Source organism: Mycolicibacter icosiumassiliensis (assembly GCF_900078685.2).
Lineage (GTDB): Bacteria > Actinomycetota > Actinomycetes > Mycobacteriales > Mycobacteriaceae > Mycobacterium > Mycobacterium icosiumassiliensis.
The window spans coordinates 1,477,467-1,495,185 of sequence record NZ_LT546166.1 but is presented as its reverse complement, the minus strand read 5'-3'; the positions used below and the strand labels follow the sequence as shown (position 1 = coordinate 1,495,185).

The window sequence follows — 17,719 nt, the reverse complement described above, 5'->3', positions numbered from 1 at the left end:
GCCCGGCGTGATAGGACACTGAGCATGCACTGGTACACCGGCAACACCGTCTACGACACCGTCCTGACCGCAGCGTTCGCCTTCGCGGCGTTCGTGATCATCGGCGGCTTCTTCGGCCAGAGCTCCTACGGCCGGTTCTCGACGACGAAGCTCGGCTTGAACCTGAACCCCAAGTTCGGCTGGTGGCTGATGGAGATCCCAGCGACGGTGGTGTTTCTGGTCGCCTATCTGAGCGGGCCGGCCCGCTTCGAGCCGACGTCGCTGGTGCTGGCCGGGATCTGGACGCTGCACTACGCCAACCGCGGCTGGTTCTTCCCGCTGGCGATCCGCCAGGTGCCCGGCAAGCGCAGCACCTTCAACATCTCGGTGGTGGTGATGGGCATGCTCGTCACGTCCATGCACGGCTACCTCAACGGTGCACTGTTCAGCCACGACTACTTTCACCAGTACGGCACCGGCTGGTTGACCGACCCGCGGTTCCTGATCGGGCTGGCGGTCTACCTGTGCGGATTCGCCCTGCTGGTCAACTCCGAGTCGATCGTGCGCAATCTGCGCGACAAGAACAACCCCGGCGGCGCGGATGTGGCGGAGTACCGGATCCCGTTCGGCGGCGGCTTCCGGTTCGTCACCAGCCCGGCCTACTTGGGCGAGATGACGGCCTGGACGGGCTTTGCGATCCTGACCTGGGCGCTGCCCGGTGTTGCCATCCTGCTGATCACCGCCGGCAATCTGATCCCCCGGGCCCTGGGCACCCACAAGTGGTACCAGGAGAAGTTCGTCGACTACCCGACCGACCGCAAGGCGCTGGTTCCTTTCCTGATCTGACGTTCGCCGAACGTGCACTCAGTTCGAGAATTGCCCCTCAACTTTTTCGGTCTGAGTGCACGTTGGCGACAGGGCCACGACAGCGCTGTCACACTTTCCCGGGCTGTCTCGTCTAACGGGTATGACTACCAAACCTCGCATCGACCCGCTGCCACCGAAACGCACCAACATGCTGGTGCGTGCCATGTACCGCTACGCCAAGCGGCGCTTCGGTGAAGTGCCCGAGCCGTTCGCCGTCGCCGCGCATCATCCGCGGCTGCTGGTGGCCAATGCGGTGCATGAGGGCCTGCTGCAGTCCGCGTCGCGCAAGCTGCCGGCCGGCCCGCGGGATCTGGCGGTGTTCTGGACCGCCCGCACCGTCGGCTGCTCGTGGTGCGTGGACTTCGGATCCATGCTGCAACGCCTGGAAGGGATCGACACCGACCGGCTCAAGCAGATCGACGACTACGCGACCTCCCCGCTGTACAGCGAGGACGAGCGGGCCGCGATCGCCTACGCCGACGCGATGACCACCGATCCGCATTCGGTCACCGACGAACAGGTCGTCGATCTGCAGCACCGGTTCGGCGACGCCGGGGTGATCGAGCTGACCTACCAGATCGGGGTGGAGAACATGCGATCCCGGATGTACGCGGCGCTGGGCATCACCGAGCAGGGCTTCAACTCCGGGGATGCCTGCCGGGTGCCCTGGCTCAACGAGGCTGACTCGCGGGGCTGATCTCGATGTAGGCGATCGGGATGCCGGCGGCCGCACTGCCCTTGTCCAGACCGCGCTCGAAGATCCGCATCGCCGGACTCCAGTTGGCGGCGATCGCCCGTTCGGCGTGCCCGTGCTCGGACTCGGGCAGAATCCGGGCGATCGCGGCCACCGGTTGCCCTTCGGGTTTCCCGCGCAGGCTGCTGGGCACCACCACGACGTTCGGATTGTTGCGGATTCGCTTGACCTTGCCGGTGGACGCATCGGTGCGCACGTAGAGCTTTCCGGCATCGACGCCGTGGTTGATCGGGCTCGGCATCGCCTCACCCGAGCGCTTGAACGTGACCAGCAGAATCTGCCGGGACTTGTCGAAGCCGGTGAAGTCCGTACCGGTGGGATTTCCGATGTCGAAGGCGTCGCGATGGCGCATCTTGTCCATGGCCCGAAACATCAACGCGCCCATTTTCTCCATCGTGCTACTGGGCATGCTCATTTCTCCGATCTGCTCACGGGACGAAGCGGAGACCCGGTGAATTTGTCCGGGTTGGCGATGTCCCAGATGGCCACCACCCGCCCGTCGCGCACCGTCATCGCGGTGACGCGCGGCATCAGCTCGGGGAACCCGTCGGCCCCGGGCGCGCCCGGGGTGTAGGCGCCCAGTTCGCCGTTGACCCGCGCCAGTTGGTTCGCGGTGATCAGGGTCGGGCCGTAGCGGCGCGCCAGGCCGAGCAGGAATCGGGCCACCCTCTGCGGACCGTGAATGACCCGCGGGGCGGTCGGTGCCCGGCGATTCGCGTCGCCGGTGAACGTCACGTCGGGGTGCAACAACGCCACCACGGCCGCCAGGTCACCGGCGGCCATCGCAGCCATCAGTGACCCGACCACCTCGTCGTGGCGCGGATCGGGTTGCGGCGGCGGATCAGCGGTAACGGCCTTGCGGGCACGTGATGCCAGCTGGCGGGCCGCAGCTTCGGTGGTGTTCAGCACCCCGGCCACCTCGCCGAACGGCACCGCGAACCCGTCGTGCAGCACGAAGGCCACCCGCTGGTCGGGAGTCAGCCGCTCCAGCACCACCATTGCGGCGAACCGGGCGTCTTCGCCGGCCACCACCGCCGAGAGCGGATCCGCGTCGTCGACACCGGTCACCACCGGCTCGGGCAGCCATTCGCCGGCATAGGACTCGCGGCGCCGCGCCGCCGAGCGCAACCGGTCCAGGCCCAGGCGGCTCACCACCGTGGTCAGCCAGGCCCGCGGGTCATTGATGTGGTCACGCTCGGCGGCGTCGAAACGCAGCCAGGCGTCCTGCACAATGTCCTCGGCGTCGGCGAACATGCCGGTGAGCCGGTAGGCCACCGCCAGCAGGTGAGGCCGCAACGCCTCAAAGTCCTCCACCGATGCCGTCATCGCCACCAGCCTAGGCGCGGGGATTGCTCAATGCGGCCGGTGGCCAGCCCGGTAAGCAGGCCCAGCAGGAACAACAAGACGCCGTGCCACAACAGGGCTCGGGCTTGTCGGCAGCCAGCATCGCCTGAGGCTAAGTCCTCGCCAACCCGCCGGACGGCCGATCGCGGCAACTGGCGTTGGCCCCGGCTCTAATGTCGTCGGCATGAGCCGCAAGCCGCCTATCGACCCCGTCCGCTGGCAGCCCCCGGGATCACGGCCATTGCCCCCGCCGGATCCCACGCCGGCGCTGCGGCTGGTCGAGATTCCCGGTACCGCTCCCGAGGATGTGGTCGCCGCGGCGGACGGCACCATCTGGACCGGGGTCGAGGACGGCCGCATCATCGCCGTCGACGCAGCGGGCGGCGCGCCGCGGGTGGTGACCGACACCGGTGGGCGCCCGCTGGGGTTGGCTTTCACCCGCGATCACCGGCTGCTGATCTGTGACAGCCACCGCGGCCTGCTGCGTTATGACCCGCAGACCCAGCAGCTGGAGACCCTGGTCAGCGAGGTGGCGGGACAAGCGCTGACCTTCTGCTCCAATGCCGTCGAATCGGCCGATGGCACAATCTATTTCACCGAATCCACCAGCCGGTTCCACTATGAGCACTACAAGGGCTCGGTGATCGAGGCCCGCGGCAGCGGGTCACTGCTGCAACGCAGTCCCGACGGCACGGTGAGCGTACTGGCGACTGGATTGCACTTCGCCAACGGTGTGACGCTGACCGCCGACGAATCCGCCGTGGTGTTCGCCGAGAGCACCGGGCGCCGACTGTCCAAATACTGGCTGACCGGCCCTCACCGGGGTTCGATCACTGCGCTGGTCACCGAACTTCCCGGCCATCCCGACAACATCTCCACCGGGCGCGACGGCCGGATCTGGGTCGCGATGGTTTCCGATCGCAACGCGCTGTCGGACTGGCTCAGCCCGCGTGCACCGGTGCTGCGCCGGATGTTGTGGCGACTGCTGCCCTATCGCTGGCTACCGGACCCGACGCCGGTGGTGTGGGTGGTCGCCTTCGATGCCGACGACGGGCGAGTGCTGACCCAGTACCGCACCGAACACCCCGACTTCGGCCTGGCCACCGGCGTGGTCGAGGCCGACGGCCGATTGTGGCTGGGCCGGATCGCCGGGCCGGGCCTGGCGTACTTCGATCTGACTGGATGAGCGCCCTGGTGTGGCGCCGGATTAGACTACAGATTATGTCTACCTCGACTACCACGATTCGGGTCCCGGTAAAGACCCGAGACCGGCTGGCCGCCCAGGCCCGCCAGCGAGGTGTCTCAATGGCCGTCCTGCTCGCCGAACTGGCCGCCGCCGCCGAGCGGGAGGCCGCCTTCCGAGCCGAGCGCCACGCCACCCGCGCCGAGGCGGCGCTAGCTGAGCTGCGCGACTGGGATGCCACCGTCGGCGACGGCCTTGAGTGAGCCCCGCCGCGGCGACCTCTGGCTTGTCGCCCTGGGCGCTGGCCGCGCCGGTGAGCCCGGCAAACATCGCCCCGCGGTCGTCGTGTCTGTCGACGACCTCCTCACAGGTATCGATGACGAACTCGTCATCGTGGTGCCGGTATCGAGTTCGCTGGCCCACACTCCCCTGCGGCCGCACGTGTCGCCGGGCGAGGGCGTCGATACCGAAAGCGTCGCGGTCTGCCGTGGCGTGCGTGCGGTGGCTCGCAGCCGTCTGCTGGAGCGACTCGGCACGCTGTTGCCGGACACCATGCAGGAAATCGAACGCGGCCTCGGGTTGATTCTGGGAATCCAGCACTAAAGCGTGTCGACACGCCACAAATACAACGTCCGTCCCACCAGCCACAGCGTGGCTCCCCGATATCGAGGGGTCGCTGCCCTACCGTGGTCAGACAATGTTCCTCGTACGCACCGCCGCCGGCTTGCTGACGCTCGGCTTGTTGGCCGCACCCGCCGCAACCGCCGACCCCACCCCGGGCCTGAACGCGGGAACGGTCGGCTGCCCGTATCAGGTCAGCACCCCGCCCGCGGTAGACGCCTCCGAGGTGCCCCAAGCCGGCGATCCCCCGCTGCCACTGCCCGTGCCGGCCACCCCGGTCGGCGGCGAGGCCCTGTCCGGCTGCGGGATCGTGGCCGCACCCGACACCCCGCCGGTACCCAGCGAGGTCTCGGCCGAATCCTGGCTGGTGGCAGACCTGGACAGCGGCGCGGTGATCGCCGCCCGCGATCCGCACGGCCGGCACCGGCCGGCCAGTGTGATCAAGGTGCTGACCGCGATGGCATCGCTGAACGAGCTGGACCCCAACATGGTGGTTGCCGGCACCCAGGAAGACGCCAACGCCGAAGGAACCCGGGTCGGTGTCGGCCCCGGCGGCCACTTCACCGTCGACCAGTTGCTGCACGGACTGCTGATGGGATCGGGCAACGACGCCGCGCACGCCTTGGCCATGCAGCTCGGCGGCTGGGATGTGGCGCTGCACAAGATCAACACCCTGGCCGCGCGGCTCGGCGGCCGCGATACCCGCGCCGCCACCCCCTCCGGGCTGGACGGGCCCGGCATGAGCACCTCGGCCTACGACATCGGGCTGTTCTACCGCTACGCCTGGAACAACCCGGCGTTCGCCAACATCGTCGCGACCCGCACCTTCGACTTCCCGGGCTACGGCGATACACCCGGCTACCAGCTGGAGAACGACAACCGGCTGCTCTACAACTATCCGGGCGCGCTCGGCGGCAAGACCGGCTACACCGACGACGCCGGGCAGACGTTCGTCGGCGCCGCGACCCGGGACGGACGCCGGCTGATGGCCGTGCTGCTGCGCGGCACACGACAGCCGATCCCGCCCTGGCAGCAGGCCGCGCAGCTGCTCGATTACGGCTTCTCCGTCCCACCCGGCACCCGAGTCGGGACGCTGATCGAGCCGGACCCGTCGCTGGTGGCGCCGCGCGCCGCGGCCGAAGCACCGAACCCGCAGGCCATGCTGCTGGCACCCCCCGACAACACGGTGCCGGTACGCGTCGGGGTGGGCATCTTCGGGACGATCGTGGTGTTCGGGCTCATTATGGGTGCACGGGCGGTGAACCGCCGCCCCGGAAGGGGCTCGGCATGGTGATCAAGGCGCTGCGCGCATTCGGCTGGCTCACCGGGCTGCTGCTGATCGCGCTGGGGATCAGCCGGATGGCGTTCTCGCTGGACTCCATTCCGGGGGGCCAGGCCGTCAACGCGACGGTGGACAGTGAGACCCGCGCGGCCGGCGCCCTGCTGATCGGCTTCGGAGTCGGCTACCTCGAGGCGTTTCGGCGTTCCCCGATCCCGGCCGGGGCGGTACGCCTGCTGGCCGCCACCATGGCGCTGCTGGGAGTGTCCCGGCTGATGTCGATGGCCGATGTCGGCATGCCACATCCGGTCTTCACCGCGGCCTGCGTCGTCGAATTCGTCGCGGCCGGGCTGACCTATTGGTACGCAACCCTGGCCGAGCACCACGACGCGGGCATTCGGTAGCCGACCGCGTCCCCTACCGTGAGCCGGATGGGTCGATTCGCCGAACTGCGCCGCTCCTCGCCGCTGGCGCTGCTGGTGGGAGTGGCCGCCGCCAGCGTGGGCGTCATCTACGGCTACGACCTGTCCAATATCGCCGGCGCGCTGTTGTTCATCGAGCGTGATTTCGGGCTGACCGAGGCCCAGCAGGAACTGATCGCTACCGCGACGGTGATCGGTGAGATCGCCGGCGCCATGGCCGGCGGGTGGCTGGCCAACGCGATCGGCCGGAAACGCTCGATGGTCTCGGTGGCGTTGGGCTACGCGGTGTTTGCGGTGCTGGGGGCGGCGGCGACGTCGGTGTCGACGCTGACCGTGGCGCGACTGCTGCTCGGTATCACCATCGGCGTATCGGTAGTGGTGGTCCCGGTGTTCGTGGCCGAGTCGGCGCCGGCCCACGCCCGCGGCGCGCTGCTGGTCACCTACGGGGTGGCCACCGTGCTCGGGATCATCGCCGGCTACCTGTTCGCCTATCTGCTGGCCGGCACCGGCAATTGGCGGGCGATGCTGGGCCTGGCCGCGGTCCCGGCGGTGCTGGTTGCGCTGCTGCTGGCACGCGTCCCCGACACCGCCCGCTGGTATCTGCTCAAGGGCCGGGTCGACGACGCGGAACGCACCCTGCGGCTCATCGAACCGGGGGCCGACGCGCAGCGCGAGTTGGCCGAGATCGGCCGCACCCTGGCCGAGGAACGGGCCGGCGGGGTCGGCGTGCTGCGGGAGATGCTGCGGCCGCCCTACCTGCGGGCGACGCTGTTCGTGGTGACCCTGGGGTTCTTCATCCAGATCACCGGGATCAACGCGATCGTCTACTACAGCCCCCGGCTGTTCGAGAAGATGGGCTTCGAAGGCGATTTCGCGTTGCTGATCCTGCCGGCACTGGTACAGGTCGCCGCCCTGGCCGCGATGATCGTCTCGGTGGCGATCATCGACCGTGTCGGCCGACGGCCGATCCTGCTGTCGGGAATCACCGCCATGGTTGCGGCCAACCTGCTGCTGGTCGCGGTGTTTGCCGCCGGCGAGACGTTCGGCGACGCACTGGCGGCGGTCAAGTTCGGTGGCGTGCTGCTGTTCACCGTCGGCTACACCTTCGGGTTCGGCTCCCTGGTGTGGGTGTATGCCGGCGAGAGCCTGCCGGCCAGGATGAGGGCCATGGGGTCCTCGGCGATGCTGACCTCCGATTTGGTGGCCAATGCGATCGTCGCCGCGGTCTTCCTGACCATGCTCACCTCGCTGGGCGGCGCCGGGACGTTCGCGGTCTTCGGGGTGCTGGCGATGCTCAGTCTGGGTTTCGTCTACCGCTACGCCCCCGAGACCAAAGGCCGGCAGTTGGAAGACATCCGGCACTTCTGGGAGAACGGCGGACGCTGGCCCGCCGAGGACGCCCGGGACACCGGGGCCCTGGTTCCAGAGAGCGAGGCGTCGGCATGACCGTCATCGCCGCGGGCGCGGTCGTGGCCGACGGCGCAGTGCTCCGGCCCGGCTGGGTGTCGGTGGCCGGGGAGCGGATCGCCGATTGCGGGTCTGGGCCACCTCCGGTTCGGCCGGACGCCGAGTTCGACGACTGCGTGCTGGTGCCCGGCTTCGTCGATATGCACTCGCACGGCGGCGCTGGCGTCTCCTACGCCGACGATCCGGACCGCGCGGCGGCGTTGCACGCTTCGCACGGCACCACCGGGGGCCTGGCCAGCTTGGTGACCGCTGCGCCGGAAACCCTGCTGGCACAGGTGCATACATTGGCTGCCGCGACCAGGCGAGGTGTGGTGGACGGCATCCACCTGGAGGGGCCGTGGCTGAGCCGGCTGCACTGCGGTGCGCACGACAGCGGAGCGCTGCGCGCCCCCTGCGATGCCGAGGTCGACGCGCTGCTGGTTGCCGGCGGCGGCGCAATCGCGATGGTCACACTGGCGCCCGAGCTGCCCGGCGCTTTTCCGACCATCCGGCGGCTGGTGGATGCGGGAATCGTTGTGGCCATTGGCCATACCGACGCCAGCTACGAACTGACGCAGCGGGCGGTCGACGCCGGAGCAAGGGTAGCCACACACCTGTTCAACGCGATGCGCGCGCTGCACCATCGCGAGCCGGGACCGGTGCCCGCGCTGCTGTCCGATCCCCGGGTGACCGTCGAACTGATCGCCGACGGCGTGCACCTGCACGCGGGCGTGATCCGGCACGTCATAGCCACCGCCGGTGCGGACCGGGTCGCGTTGGTCACCGATGCGATGGCCGCCGCCGGAGTCGGCGACGGCGTGTTCACCCTGGGCGGGCTCGACGTCGACGTCGACGACGGGGTGGCCCGGCTGCACGGCACGACGACGATCGCCGGCAGCACCGCCACCATGGACCGGCTGTTCGCGACTGCGGTGCGACTGTTCGGGGCAGACGATGCCGCCCTGACCGACGCCGTGCGCATGACCTCATCCACTCCGGCGCGGCTCCTCGGGCTGACCCGGGTAGGTGTCGTGGCCGCCGGACGTGACGCCGACCTGGTTGTGTTAGATCGGGATTGGCGGGTCTGCCGGGTAATGCGGCGCGGCGCCTGGCTCGGATAGGCTGCGGTGATGAGCGAACCGACCGTCACCCACGACAACGGGCAGTACCGGATCACCGTCGACGGCCAGCAGGCCGGGTTCGCCGACTACATCGAGAACGGCGATCAGCGGATCTTCCACCACACCGTGATCGACAAAGCGTTCGGCGGACGCGGCCTGGCCGGCACGCTGATCGGCGCAGCCCTGGCCGACACCCGCGCGGCCGGCAAACGCGTGGTGCCGACCTGCTCATTCGTGGAGGCCTACATCACCAAGCACCCGGAGTTCGCCGACCTCGTCGACCCGGTCGCCGACTGATCATGACGCGGATCCCCCTCAACAGGCAGTCCGCCTCGGTCTACCGGGCCTACCTGGATGCCGCAGCCGAGGTCCGGGCTCGTGCCGACGACGCCGGGTTGTCACGGGCCGTCCTGGAGCTGGTGAATCTACGGGTGTCCCAGATCAATGGGTGCGCGTTCTGCCTGAACATGCACAGCAAGGCGCTACTGGAGGCCGGTGACACCGTGCAGCGGATCGCCGTGTTGCCGGCCTGGCGGGACACCCAGCTGTTCTCCGACACCGAGCGGGCTGCCCTGGAGATCGCCGAAGCCGTCACCTGGATCTCCGAGGCGCACCTGGACGACGACGAGTACACCCTGCTGCGCGAGCACCTCACCGACGATCAGGTCTCGCTGTTGACCTGGTCGGCGATCACGATCAACGCGTTCAACCGGGTATCGATCATGAGCCGCTACCCCGTTCGGGCCGAGAAGTAAGAAACCGCATGGGCGGCGCCGGTCAAGCATGTGCATGTGATTGCGCGTGCCAGCGGTCCGGGTCCGTTTCGAGGGCACCGCGATCCCAGTTGCCGCGCACCGCCGCCGCTTCATAGGTGTCTTGCAGGAAGTCCAGCAGAACCTGGTCCGGATCGGGTGCTTGCCGTACTACCTCGTAGGGCAGGACGAATTCGCCCATCTGTGCGCTGTAGAACGCGTCAGCGGGGCGAACCGGGTGGTCGGCGAAGCCATCGGGCTCCGGGTAGGCGTAGGCGTAGAAGCCGCCTTCAGCGCCGCCACCCGGCCAGAACCCGCAGCTGCTGAGTTCGTGTGAGTAACCTTCGACCATCACCCAGTCCCCGCAGTTGGGTGCGCCACCGGGGTGCGTCGGGGCGCGTCGGCCGGAGAATCGTGTACAGGCCAGATCCATTGCCCCCCAGAAAAAATGTACGGGGCTGACCTTGCCGATGAACCGGGATCGGAACCGGCCCAGCACCCGGTGCGTCTGCACCAGTTGCCGCCAGAATAAGTGGGCGGCCTCCGGGTCATAGGAAGCGTGCTCGACGTCGCCGGCGAACGGCAGGGCGGGCTCCACCTCGTTGGGGTGAGATTGGATGTGGGTTTGCAGGCCCAATTCGGCCAGCATCGACATGACCGTGGCGTAGAACTCCGCCACCGACTGCTCCCGAAGCGGAGTGGCCCGAGTGGCACCAGAGCTGCTTCGAATCACCAACCGGTGGTCGATGAAGTCGAATTCGATATCGAAAACTTCGCTACCGTAAGGGATTGCCGATGTGGTGAGCCCTCGCGGGGTGACGTACATCGTCACCTGCCACCAGTGGTTGACCAAGGGTGCGTGCGCCAGGCGGACCTTGCCGACGATCTGCGCCCACATGTGCAGGGTGTCCCGAGTCGGGCCCCAGTCCTCGACACGAAGACTTGGCCAGGTATTTGCGGATTCGTGCGCCACGATCGTCCTCCGTCCACGAGCAGTCGGGCAGACCCAGAGCGGAACCAAACGGCCCGCTCCGCAATCCCTACTACCCGTTTCGGGTGCCGTCTACACCGTCAGTCGGTGCGCAGGTTGTCCGCCGACGTCGCCGCCCACGCGGTAGCGAACAGAATGAGCCGGGCGGTGATATAGGCGAACACCAGCAAGCCCAGAACCGGTCCGAACACCGCGCCGGCCGGGCCGTTGATCACCGACTGCAGATACACCGAGCCGGCCTGCTTGAACAGTTCGTAGCCGACCGCGGCGATAGCACCGGCCTCCATTGCGCTGGACAGGCTTACCGATTCCCGGGGTAGCCGGGCAATCATCCAGGTGAACAGCAGCCACGACACCCCCGCCGCCATAGTCAGCGACGCGACCCGCAGCAGCCCACCGAGCAGGGTGAAGTCGGGAACGCCCATCCAGCGCAGGATATTTCGCATCAGCTTCGGGTCGGCCAGCGCGGTCAGCGCAATCGTGACGAGCGTGGCGCCGAACGCCCACACCATCGCGAGCAGGTCCGAGAGCCTGGATGAGACGAAACCCTTTTTTTCCGAACGGGTTTCCCACATCTCCGACAGAGCCTCGCGCAGGTTGGCCATCCAGGTCAGGCCCACCCAGGCGGCGGTCGCCAGGCCGATCACTCCGACCGAGGCACGTGAGGAGATCGCGCTGTCCATCAGCGTGATGAGCTCGTTGCCGAATTCGCCCGGGATCGAATGCTTGATCCGGCGTTCGATCTCGTCGAGTACCTCGGGCCGCCGCGACAACAGGAAACCGCCGACGGAGAACCCGACCATCGCCAGCGGGAACAGCGCGAAGATGGTGTAGTAGCTCATCCCGGCGGCGAAGAAGTTGCCCTGGCGATCGTCGTAGCGTTCCTGCGCACGCATCACGTGATCGAACCAGCCGTAACGCGACCGCAGCCGGTCGATGACGCCCGGCTTAGCGGGGTCGTCCTGGTCGGTCACGGCTCTACTCATCTCGCCGGCGGAAGGAATCCCACCCGGTCGTACACCCGCGCCAGCGTGGGGGCGGCCGCTGCGCGCGCCCGGTCCGCACCGGCGGCCAGCACCGCCTCCAGCTCAGCCGGGTCGGCGAGCAGCTCGTCCACCCGGGCCTTGATCGGGGTGACGAATTCGGCGACGGCTTCGGCGGTCTCCTTCTTCAGGTCGCCGTAGCCGCGCCCGGCGTAGCCGTTTACCAGGGACTCGACCGCCGAGCCGGTGACTGCGGCCTGAATGGTCAGCAGGTTCGAAATGCCGGGCTTGGTCTCCGGGTCGTAGCGGATCTCGCGCTCCGAGTCGGTGACCGCCGAGCGAATCTTCTTGGCGCTTTTCGCCGGATCGTCGAGCAGGCTGATCAGGCCGGCATCGGTGGCCGCCGATTTGCTCATCTTGGCGGTCGGGTCTTGCAGGTCATAGATCTTGGCGGTGGCCTTCGGGATCATCGGTTCGGGGACGACGAAGGTCTTCGGGAACCGCGCGTTGACGCGCTGCGCGACGTCGCGCGCCAGCTCCAGGTGCTGGCGCTGGTCTTCCCCGACCGGGACCACCTCGGTGTCGTAGAGCAGCACGTCGGCGGCCATCAGCACCGGGTAGGTGAACAGTCCCACGGTGGTGGAGTCGGCGCCCTGCTTCTGCGACTTGTCTTTGAACTGCGTCATCCGCGCCGCCTGCCCGAAACCGGTGAAACAGCCCAGCACCCAGGCGAGTTCGGCGTGGGCCGGCACGTGGCTCTGCACGAAGACGGTGCTGCGGGCCGGGTCGATACCCAGCGCCAGGTATTGAGCGGCCGTTACCAGCGTGCGGCGGCGCAGCGTCGCCGGGTCCTGGGGCACGGTGATCGCGTGCAGGTCGACGACGCAGAAGAACGCCTCGTGATCGTCCTGCAGGCTGGTCCATTGAGCGACCGCGCCGAGGGCATTTCCGAGGTGAAGCGAGTCGGAGGTCGGCTGGGCGCCGGAGAATACGACGGGACGGGATCCGGGAGTGCTCATGATTGTTCGATCCTGTCACGCCGGGGTTCTGCTGACCGCACCTGGTAACAGAGCGCTCGCTCTGTTACGGTGACGGCCGTGCCCCGCCCGCGCGTGTACGACCCCGAGCAGGTGCTCGACGCCGTCGAGTCGCTGGCCGCGCGGTCCGGCCCCGCGGCGGTGACGATTCGCGCGATCGGGGAGGCCACCGGCGCCTCCAACGGCGCGGTCTATCACGGTTTCGGCTCGCGGGCTGGGCTGGTTGGCGCCGCCTGGCTGCGGGCGAGCCGACGCTTCCTGGCGGTGCAGGGCGCGCTGGTGGACGCGGTTTCGGATCCCCTCGAGGCCGTGGTTGCCGCCGCCGATGCGCCGGTGGCGTTCGCTGAGCGTCATCCCGACGCCTGCAAGTTGCTGTTCGCGATCCAGCGCGACGAACTGTCCGACGACGACCTGTCTCCGGAGCTGGCCGAGCGGCTGCGCGGCGCCGACGCCGAGCTGGTCGGCTTGCTTATCCGGCTCGCGGACGCCCTGTGGGAGCGCCGCGACGCCGCCGCCGTCGACACCATCACCACCTGCGTCGTCGATCTGCCCACCGCTATCGTGCTCAGCCGCAACCGGCTGGGCTCTGCCACCGCCCGAGCCCAGCTGCACGCCGCCGTACGCGCCGTGCTGTCCGTCGGACCAATGAAAGGATCCACCCCATGAACCTGACCTATGACGACAAGATCGCCGTGTTGGACCTCGGTGACGACGAAAACCGGTTCTCCCCCGACTTTCTCGACGAGATCAATGGGGTGCTCGACGACGTGCTGGCCGCCAACGCCGAGGGGAAGGCGCACGGCCTGGTGACCACGGCGGGCGGCAAGTTCTACACCAACGGCCTGGACCTGGACTGGCTGATGGCCAATGGCGACCGCACCGACTGGTACGTCGGCCGGGTGCACGCCCTGCTCGCGCGGGTGCTGACGCTGCCGATCCCCACCGCGGCGGCGGTGGTCGGCCATGCGTTCGGGGCCGGCGCGATGCTGGCTCTGGCCCACGACTTCCGGGTGATGCGCGCCGACCGCGGCTTCTTCTGCCTGCCCGAGGTCGACATCCGGATCCCGTTCACCGCCGGAATGGCGGCGCTGATCCAGGCCAAGCTGACCCCGCAGGCTCAGGTGGCGTCGATGACCACGGGCTGCTGGTGCGGCTGTATCTGGACGCCGCGGCCTTCGGCATTGTGGACAGCACGGCCGCCGAGGGCGCGGTGACGCCGGTAGCAACCGAGTTACTGCGACCGCTGGCCGGCAAGGACTCGGGGACGCTGGCCGCGATCAAGGACACCATGTTCGGTCCGGCGGTGGCGGCACTCGGCGGGTAAATCCCACCAGTCCCACCCGTCGCCGGAGGGCGGGCGCATGATGGTTGCCCGCCTCTGAGCGACAATCAGGCGGTGCTCCCTCTCGCACGCACCGGCGCGAACGACCGGACTCGTGTTGTCGCTCCAAGCCGGGCAACCGCCATATGCCGTCCCCCACGCGGCGGGTGTGACGGATGAGAATCAGGGCCGACCGGTGCCCGGGCGTGCTGCGGCCCTGGGTGGCCGACGACGGGCTGCTGGTGCGGCTGCGTCTGGTCGGCGGTCGACTTCCGGCCACCTCGCTGGCCCGCCTGCTGCAGGTCAGCGCCGAGTTCGCCGACGGTTCGATCTACCTGACCAAGCGGGCCAACCTGCAGCTGCGCGGGTTGGCCGATCACGGGGGTGAGCTCACCCCCGATGCGGTGGCCGCCCTGGAGTCGACCGGGCTGTTGCCGTCGCGCAGCCACGAGCTGGTCCGCAACATCCTGGTCTCGCCGCAGACCGGCTACGCCGGCGGGCGGGCGGACCTGCGCCCGGTGGCGGCACGACTGGACGCGCTGCTGTGCGCCGATCCAGGCCTTGCCGGGCTTCCCGGCCGTTTCCTGTTCGTCCTCGACGACGGCCGCGGCGACCTGCTGGACCGCTCCGCCGATGCCGGCCTGGTGGCGCTCAGCGACACGGCGGCGCAGCTGCGGATCGGCGAACACTGGGGTGCCGTGACCGACATTGACGACGCCGCCGAACGGCTGGCCGCCGTAGCGGCTGCGTTTCAGGCCGCTCGCGGCGACGGGCCCGAGGCGCCCTGGCACGTCCGGGAACTGGGCAGGCCGCCGGCGAGCGTGGCGGCCGATCCGCGGCTGCCCGAGCCGTCGGGTCCGCTACCCTACGGCTCGGTGCCCGGCGGCACGCATGTGAGGGTTCCCGACGGGTTGCTGACAACGGAGCTGGGGTGTTCGCTGCTGGGGCATCCCGAGCTGGTCGTGACTCCCTGGCACGGCATCTTCATCCCTCAGGTGCAGGAGGCACACCGGTGAACAGGCCGACCCGCCCATCTCGGCGCTATGACTACATCGATAACGGCCCGGCCATCTACGTCGAATCGTTTGCGACCATCCGCCGTGAATCGGACCTGTCGCACATCCCGGCGAGCGCGGAGCGCCTCGCGGTGCGAATGATCCACGGCGCCGGACAGACCGACGTCGCCAAGGACTTGTTGATTCACCCCGACGCGGTGCCGGCCGGCCGGGCCGCACTCGACGGCGGCGCGCCGATCCTCTGCGATGCCCGGATGGTGGCGGTCGGGGTGACCGCCGGGCGGCTGCCGGCCGGCAACGAGGTGCACTGCTACCTGCGCGACGAACGGGTTCCGGACCTGGCGAAGGAATGGGGAACCACCCGGTCGGCGGCGGCTGTCTCGCTGTGGGAACCCGAACTCGCCGGTGCCGTCGTCGCCATCGGCAACGCCCCGACCGCGCTGTTCCACCTGCTGGAAATGATCATCGACGGCGGGCCGCGCCCAGCGGTGATCGTCGGTTGCCCGGTCGGCTTCATCGGCGCGGCCGAGTCCAAAGCCGCGTTGGCCGCACTGCACGCCGACCACGGCATCGACATCCCGTTCGTGACGGTGCGCGGTCGGCGCGGCGGCTCGGCGATCACCTCGTCGGCGTTGAACGCACTCGCCTCGGATGCCGAATGACCGGCACGTTCTACGGGGTGGGTCTGGGGCCCGGTGACCCGGAGCTGATCACCCGCAAGGCGGCCCGGATCATCGGCGACGCCGACGTGGTGGCCTACCACGCCGGGGTCAATAAGGCGTCGTATGCGCGCACCATCGCGGCCGACCTGATCCGGCCCGGTGTCCGCGAGGAGGAGCTGCGCTACCCGGTCACCACCGGGGTCACCGATCACCCCGGCGGGTATGCCGGAGCGCTCGCCGACTTCTACGAGGACTCGGCGTCACGGCTGGCCGCCCACCTGGCGGCGGGCCGCACGGTGGCGCTGCTGACCGAGGGCGATCCGCTGTTCTACGGCTCGTTCATGTACATGCACGACCGGCTGTCGGCGCGCTTCGACACCGAGATCATTCCCGGTATCCCGGCGTTCAGCGCCGCCACCGCCGCGCTCGGGATGCCGCTGGTGCGCCAGACCGACGTGCTGACCGTGCTGCCGGGCACCTTGGGCGAGCACGAGCTGGCGATGCGACTGGCCGACACCGACGGCGCCATCATCATGAAGCTGGGCCGCACGTTCCCGGCGGTGCGCCGCGCCCTGGCCGCGGCGGGCCGCCTGGAGCACGCCTACTACGTCGAGCGGGCGAGTCATCCGCAACAGCGCTGGCTGCGGGTCGCCGCAATGGACGAAGCCGACGAGGTGCCCTACCTGTCGCTGATCGTGGTCGACGGGGATTCCCGCAACGGGCAGCGCTCCCGGACCCCGGCAGATCAGGTCGCCGTCACCATCGAATCCGTCCCCGCCGCCGAACTTCTCGTGGTCGGCCTCGGCCCCGGACCCGAGGGCTGGCTCACCGGCGAGGCCACCGAGGCGCTGGCCACCGTCGACCACGTGGTGGGCTACGGCCCCTACGTCGCGCGGGTTCCGCAGCGCGAAGGGTTGCAGCGGCACACCTCGGGCAACACCGTCGAGTTGGAGCGGGCCCGGTTCGCGCTGGATCTGGCCGCGCGCGGCGAGAAGGTGGCGGTGGTCTCCGGCGGGGACGCCGGAGTGTTCGGGATGGCATCCGCGGTGTTCGAGGCAGCCCATGATTCTGCGTACCAACATGTTTCGATTCGAGTACTGCCCGGAGTGTCGGCGGTGCAGGCGGTGGCCGCAGCGGCCGGCGCCCCGATCGGGGCCGACTTCGCGGTGCTGAGCCTGTCGGATCGACTCAAGCCCTGGGCAGTGATCGAGTCCCGGCTGCGGGCGATCGCCGAAGCCGATCTGGTGCTGGCGATCTACAACCCGGCCTCTCGTGCCCGGCCCGACCAGATCGCGATCGCACGCAAGGTGCTGCTGGAACACCGGGACGCGGCGACGGTGGTGGTCATCGGCCGCGACGTCGGCCGGGAGTCCGAGGCGCTCACCGTGACCACCCTGGGCGAGCTGGACACCGACACCATCGACATGAAATGCCTTGTCCTGGTGGGTGCTTCGTCAACCCGGGTGACGGCCGGACGGGTGTGGACGCCACGATGGGTGCGTTAGCGGTCCAGTTCGTCGGCGCCGGCCCGGGCGCGGCGGATCTGCTGACGGTGCGGGCCGCCCGGCTGCTGGCCGGCGCCGACGTGGTGCTCTACCCGGGCAGCTACCTGGACCCGACGGTGCTCGCGCACTGCTCGCAGACGGCCGACCTCGTCGACACCGCCGACCTGGATCTGGACGCGATCGTGGGCCGCATCGTCACCGCGCATCGGGCGGGCCGTGCGGTGGTGCGGCTGGTCTCCGGGGATCCGTCGCTGTACAGCGCGGTCTTCGAGCAGACCCGCCGCCTCGACCGCATCGGCGATGTCGGTGATCGTCCCGCGCAGCACCAGCTCCTGCGGCTGCGACGCGCGAGAGACCACCGCGACCGGGCAGTCCCCGCCGTACCCGGGCGCCAGTTCGGCCATCAGCGCCCGGATGCGGGTGCTCGCCAGGTGCA

General features: G+C 69.1%; 21 protein-coding genes and 1 pseudogene. 17 read left to right on the top strand and 5 right to left on the bottom strand.

What is annotated here, in order from left to right; all coding sequences use genetic code 11:
* Positions 1 to 24: 24 nt before the first annotated feature.
* Both BN4346_RS30950 and BN4346_RS30945 read left to right on the top strand, forming a co-directional pair.
* Positions 25 to 825, top strand: a complete 801-nt coding sequence (locus BN4346_RS30950; protein ID WP_067970454.1) for a phosphatidylethanolamine N-methyltransferase family domain-containing protein — start codon at positions 25 to 27, stop codon at positions 823 to 825.
* A 121-nt stretch (positions 826 to 946) separates the two neighbouring features.
* Entirely contained in the window at positions 947 to 1,543 is a 597-nt protein-coding gene (locus BN4346_RS30945; RefSeq protein WP_067970452.1) for a carboxymuconolactone decarboxylase family protein, read from the top strand.
* Here BN4346_RS30945 and BN4346_RS30940 read toward each other — a convergent pair.
* Positions 1,518 to 2,009 carry a PPOX class F420-dependent oxidoreductase gene (locus BN4346_RS30940; protein ID WP_067970450.1) on the bottom strand — a complete coding sequence of 164 codons (492 nt, stop codon included), beginning with the start codon at positions 2,007 to 2,009 and terminating at the stop codon, positions 1,518 to 1,520. The two genes, BN4346_RS30945 and BN4346_RS30940, sit on opposite strands and share 26 nt — an antisense overlap.
* A gap of 2 nt (positions 2,010 to 2,011) precedes the next feature.
* Positions 2,012 to 2,926, bottom strand: a complete 915-nt coding sequence (locus BN4346_RS30935) for a sigma-70 family RNA polymerase sigma factor (protein WP_067971077.1) — start codon at positions 2,924 to 2,926, stop codon at positions 2,012 to 2,014.
* Positions 2,927 to 3,128: 202 nt separating this feature from the next.
* On the opposite strand from BN4346_RS30935, the gene BN4346_RS30930 reads away from it, so the two are divergent.
* The 9 genes from BN4346_RS30930 (at position 3,129) to BN4346_RS30890 (ending at position 9,771) form a co-directional block, all read left to right on the top strand.
* Entirely contained in the window at positions 3,129 to 4,130 is a 1,002-nt protein-coding gene (locus BN4346_RS30930; protein WP_067970447.1) for an SMP-30/gluconolactonase/LRE family protein, read from the top strand.
* 35 nt (positions 4,131 to 4,165) lie between these two features.
* Positions 4,166 to 4,390, top strand: a complete 225-nt coding sequence (locus BN4346_RS30925) for an antitoxin (protein WP_067971075.1) — start codon at positions 4,166 to 4,168, stop codon at positions 4,388 to 4,390.
* A complete protein-coding gene (locus BN4346_RS30920) occupies positions 4,383 to 4,730 on the top strand; it encodes a type II toxin-antitoxin system PemK/MazF family toxin (protein ID WP_067970446.1) in 348 nt (115 codons plus the stop codon). The genes BN4346_RS30925 and BN4346_RS30920 overlap by 8 nt, the downstream gene beginning before the upstream one ends.
* Positions 4,731 to 4,824: 94 nt before the next feature.
* Positions 4,825 to 6,042 carry a D-alanyl-D-alanine carboxypeptidase family protein gene (locus tag BN4346_RS30915; RefSeq protein ID WP_067970444.1) on the top strand — a complete coding sequence of 406 codons (1,218 nt, stop codon included), beginning with the start codon at positions 4,825 to 4,827 and terminating at the stop codon, positions 6,040 to 6,042.
* Complete coding sequence (locus BN4346_RS30910) at positions 6,036 to 6,431, top strand: DUF4345 domain-containing protein (RefSeq protein WP_067970441.1); 396 nt, start codon at positions 6,036 to 6,038, stop codon at positions 6,429 to 6,431. Before BN4346_RS30915 ends, BN4346_RS30910 begins: the two co-directional genes overlap by 7 nt.
* Positions 6,432 to 6,476: 45 nt before the next feature.
* On the top strand, positions 6,477 to 7,895 hold the full coding sequence (locus BN4346_RS30905; protein WP_456080969.1) for a sugar porter family MFS transporter: 1,419 nt from the start codon (positions 6,477 to 6,479) through the stop codon (positions 7,893 to 7,895).
* Positions 7,892 to 9,016, top strand: coding sequence for an N-acetylglucosamine-6-phosphate deacetylase (gene nagA / locus BN4346_RS30900; RefSeq protein ID WP_067970438.1), 1,125 nt, complete (start codon positions 7,892 to 7,894; stop codon positions 9,014 to 9,016). The genes BN4346_RS30905 and nagA overlap by 4 nt, the downstream gene beginning before the upstream one ends.
* A gap of 9 nt (positions 9,017 to 9,025) precedes the next feature.
* A complete protein-coding gene (locus tag BN4346_RS30895) occupies positions 9,026 to 9,313 on the top strand; it encodes a GNAT family N-acetyltransferase (RefSeq protein WP_067970435.1) in 288 nt (95 codons plus the stop codon).
* Between the two features lie 2 nt (positions 9,314 to 9,315).
* Positions 9,316 to 9,771, top strand: coding sequence for a carboxymuconolactone decarboxylase family protein (locus BN4346_RS30890; protein ID WP_067970432.1), 456 nt, complete (start codon positions 9,316 to 9,318; stop codon positions 9,769 to 9,771).
* A gap of 22 nt (positions 9,772 to 9,793) precedes the next feature.
* Here BN4346_RS30890 and BN4346_RS30885 read toward each other — a convergent pair whose 3' ends face one another.
* The 3 genes from BN4346_RS30885 to trpS form a co-directional block, all read right to left on the bottom strand.
* Positions 9,794 to 10,741: a DUF5996 family protein gene (locus BN4346_RS30885; RefSeq protein WP_067970429.1), complete on the bottom strand. Its 948-nt coding sequence runs from the start codon at positions 10,739 to 10,741 to the stop codon at positions 9,794 to 9,796.
* A gap of 98 nt (positions 10,742 to 10,839) precedes the next feature.
* Positions 10,840 to 11,745 carry an inner membrane protein YhjD gene (gene yhjD / locus BN4346_RS30880; protein ID WP_078058521.1) on the bottom strand — a complete coding sequence of 302 codons (906 nt, stop codon included), beginning with the start codon at positions 11,743 to 11,745 and terminating at the stop codon, positions 10,840 to 10,842.
* Positions 11,742 to 12,761 (bottom strand): tryptophan--tRNA ligase, encoded by a 1,020-nt coding sequence (gene trpS / locus BN4346_RS30875; protein ID WP_067970424.1) that lies wholly within the window; start codon positions 12,759 to 12,761, stop codon positions 11,742 to 11,744. The genes yhjD and trpS overlap by 4 nt, the downstream gene beginning before the upstream one ends.
* 78 nt (positions 12,762 to 12,839) lie before the next feature.
* Here trpS and BN4346_RS30870 point away from each other — a divergent pair, with 78 nt between their 5' ends.
* The 6 genes and pseudogenes from BN4346_RS30870 to BN4346_RS30845 all read left to right on the top strand — a co-directional run.
* Positions 12,840 to 13,445, top strand: coding sequence for a TetR/AcrR family transcriptional regulator (locus tag BN4346_RS30870; protein WP_067971074.1), 606 nt, complete (start codon positions 12,840 to 12,842; stop codon positions 13,443 to 13,445).
* A pseudogene (locus BN4346_RS30865) lies at positions 13,442 to 14,103 on the top strand (enoyl-CoA hydratase-related protein). Before BN4346_RS30870 ends, BN4346_RS30865 begins: the two are co-directional and overlap by 4 nt.
* 173 nt (positions 14,104 to 14,276) lie before the next feature.
* Positions 14,277 to 15,116, top strand: a complete 840-nt coding sequence (locus BN4346_RS30860; RefSeq protein WP_067970420.1) for a nitrite reductase — start codon at positions 14,277 to 14,279, stop codon at positions 15,114 to 15,116.
* Positions 15,113 to 15,778, top strand: a complete 666-nt coding sequence (locus BN4346_RS30855; protein WP_067970418.1) for a precorrin-8X methylmutase — start codon at positions 15,113 to 15,115, stop codon at positions 15,776 to 15,778. Before BN4346_RS30860 ends, BN4346_RS30855 begins: the two co-directional genes overlap by 4 nt.
* The gene (gene cobJ / locus BN4346_RS30850) at positions 15,775 to 17,283 is read left to right on the top strand and encodes a precorrin-3B C(17)-methyltransferase (protein WP_067970415.1); all 1,509 of its coding nucleotides are present in this window, start codon (positions 15,775 to 15,777) and stop codon (positions 17,281 to 17,283) included. Before BN4346_RS30855 ends, cobJ begins: the two co-directional genes overlap by 4 nt.
* On the top strand, positions 17,271 to 17,719 hold a 449-nt coding region (locus BN4346_RS30845), incomplete at its 3' end, for an SAM-dependent methyltransferase (protein WP_235653578.1). The genes cobJ and BN4346_RS30845, both read left to right, overlap by 13 nt.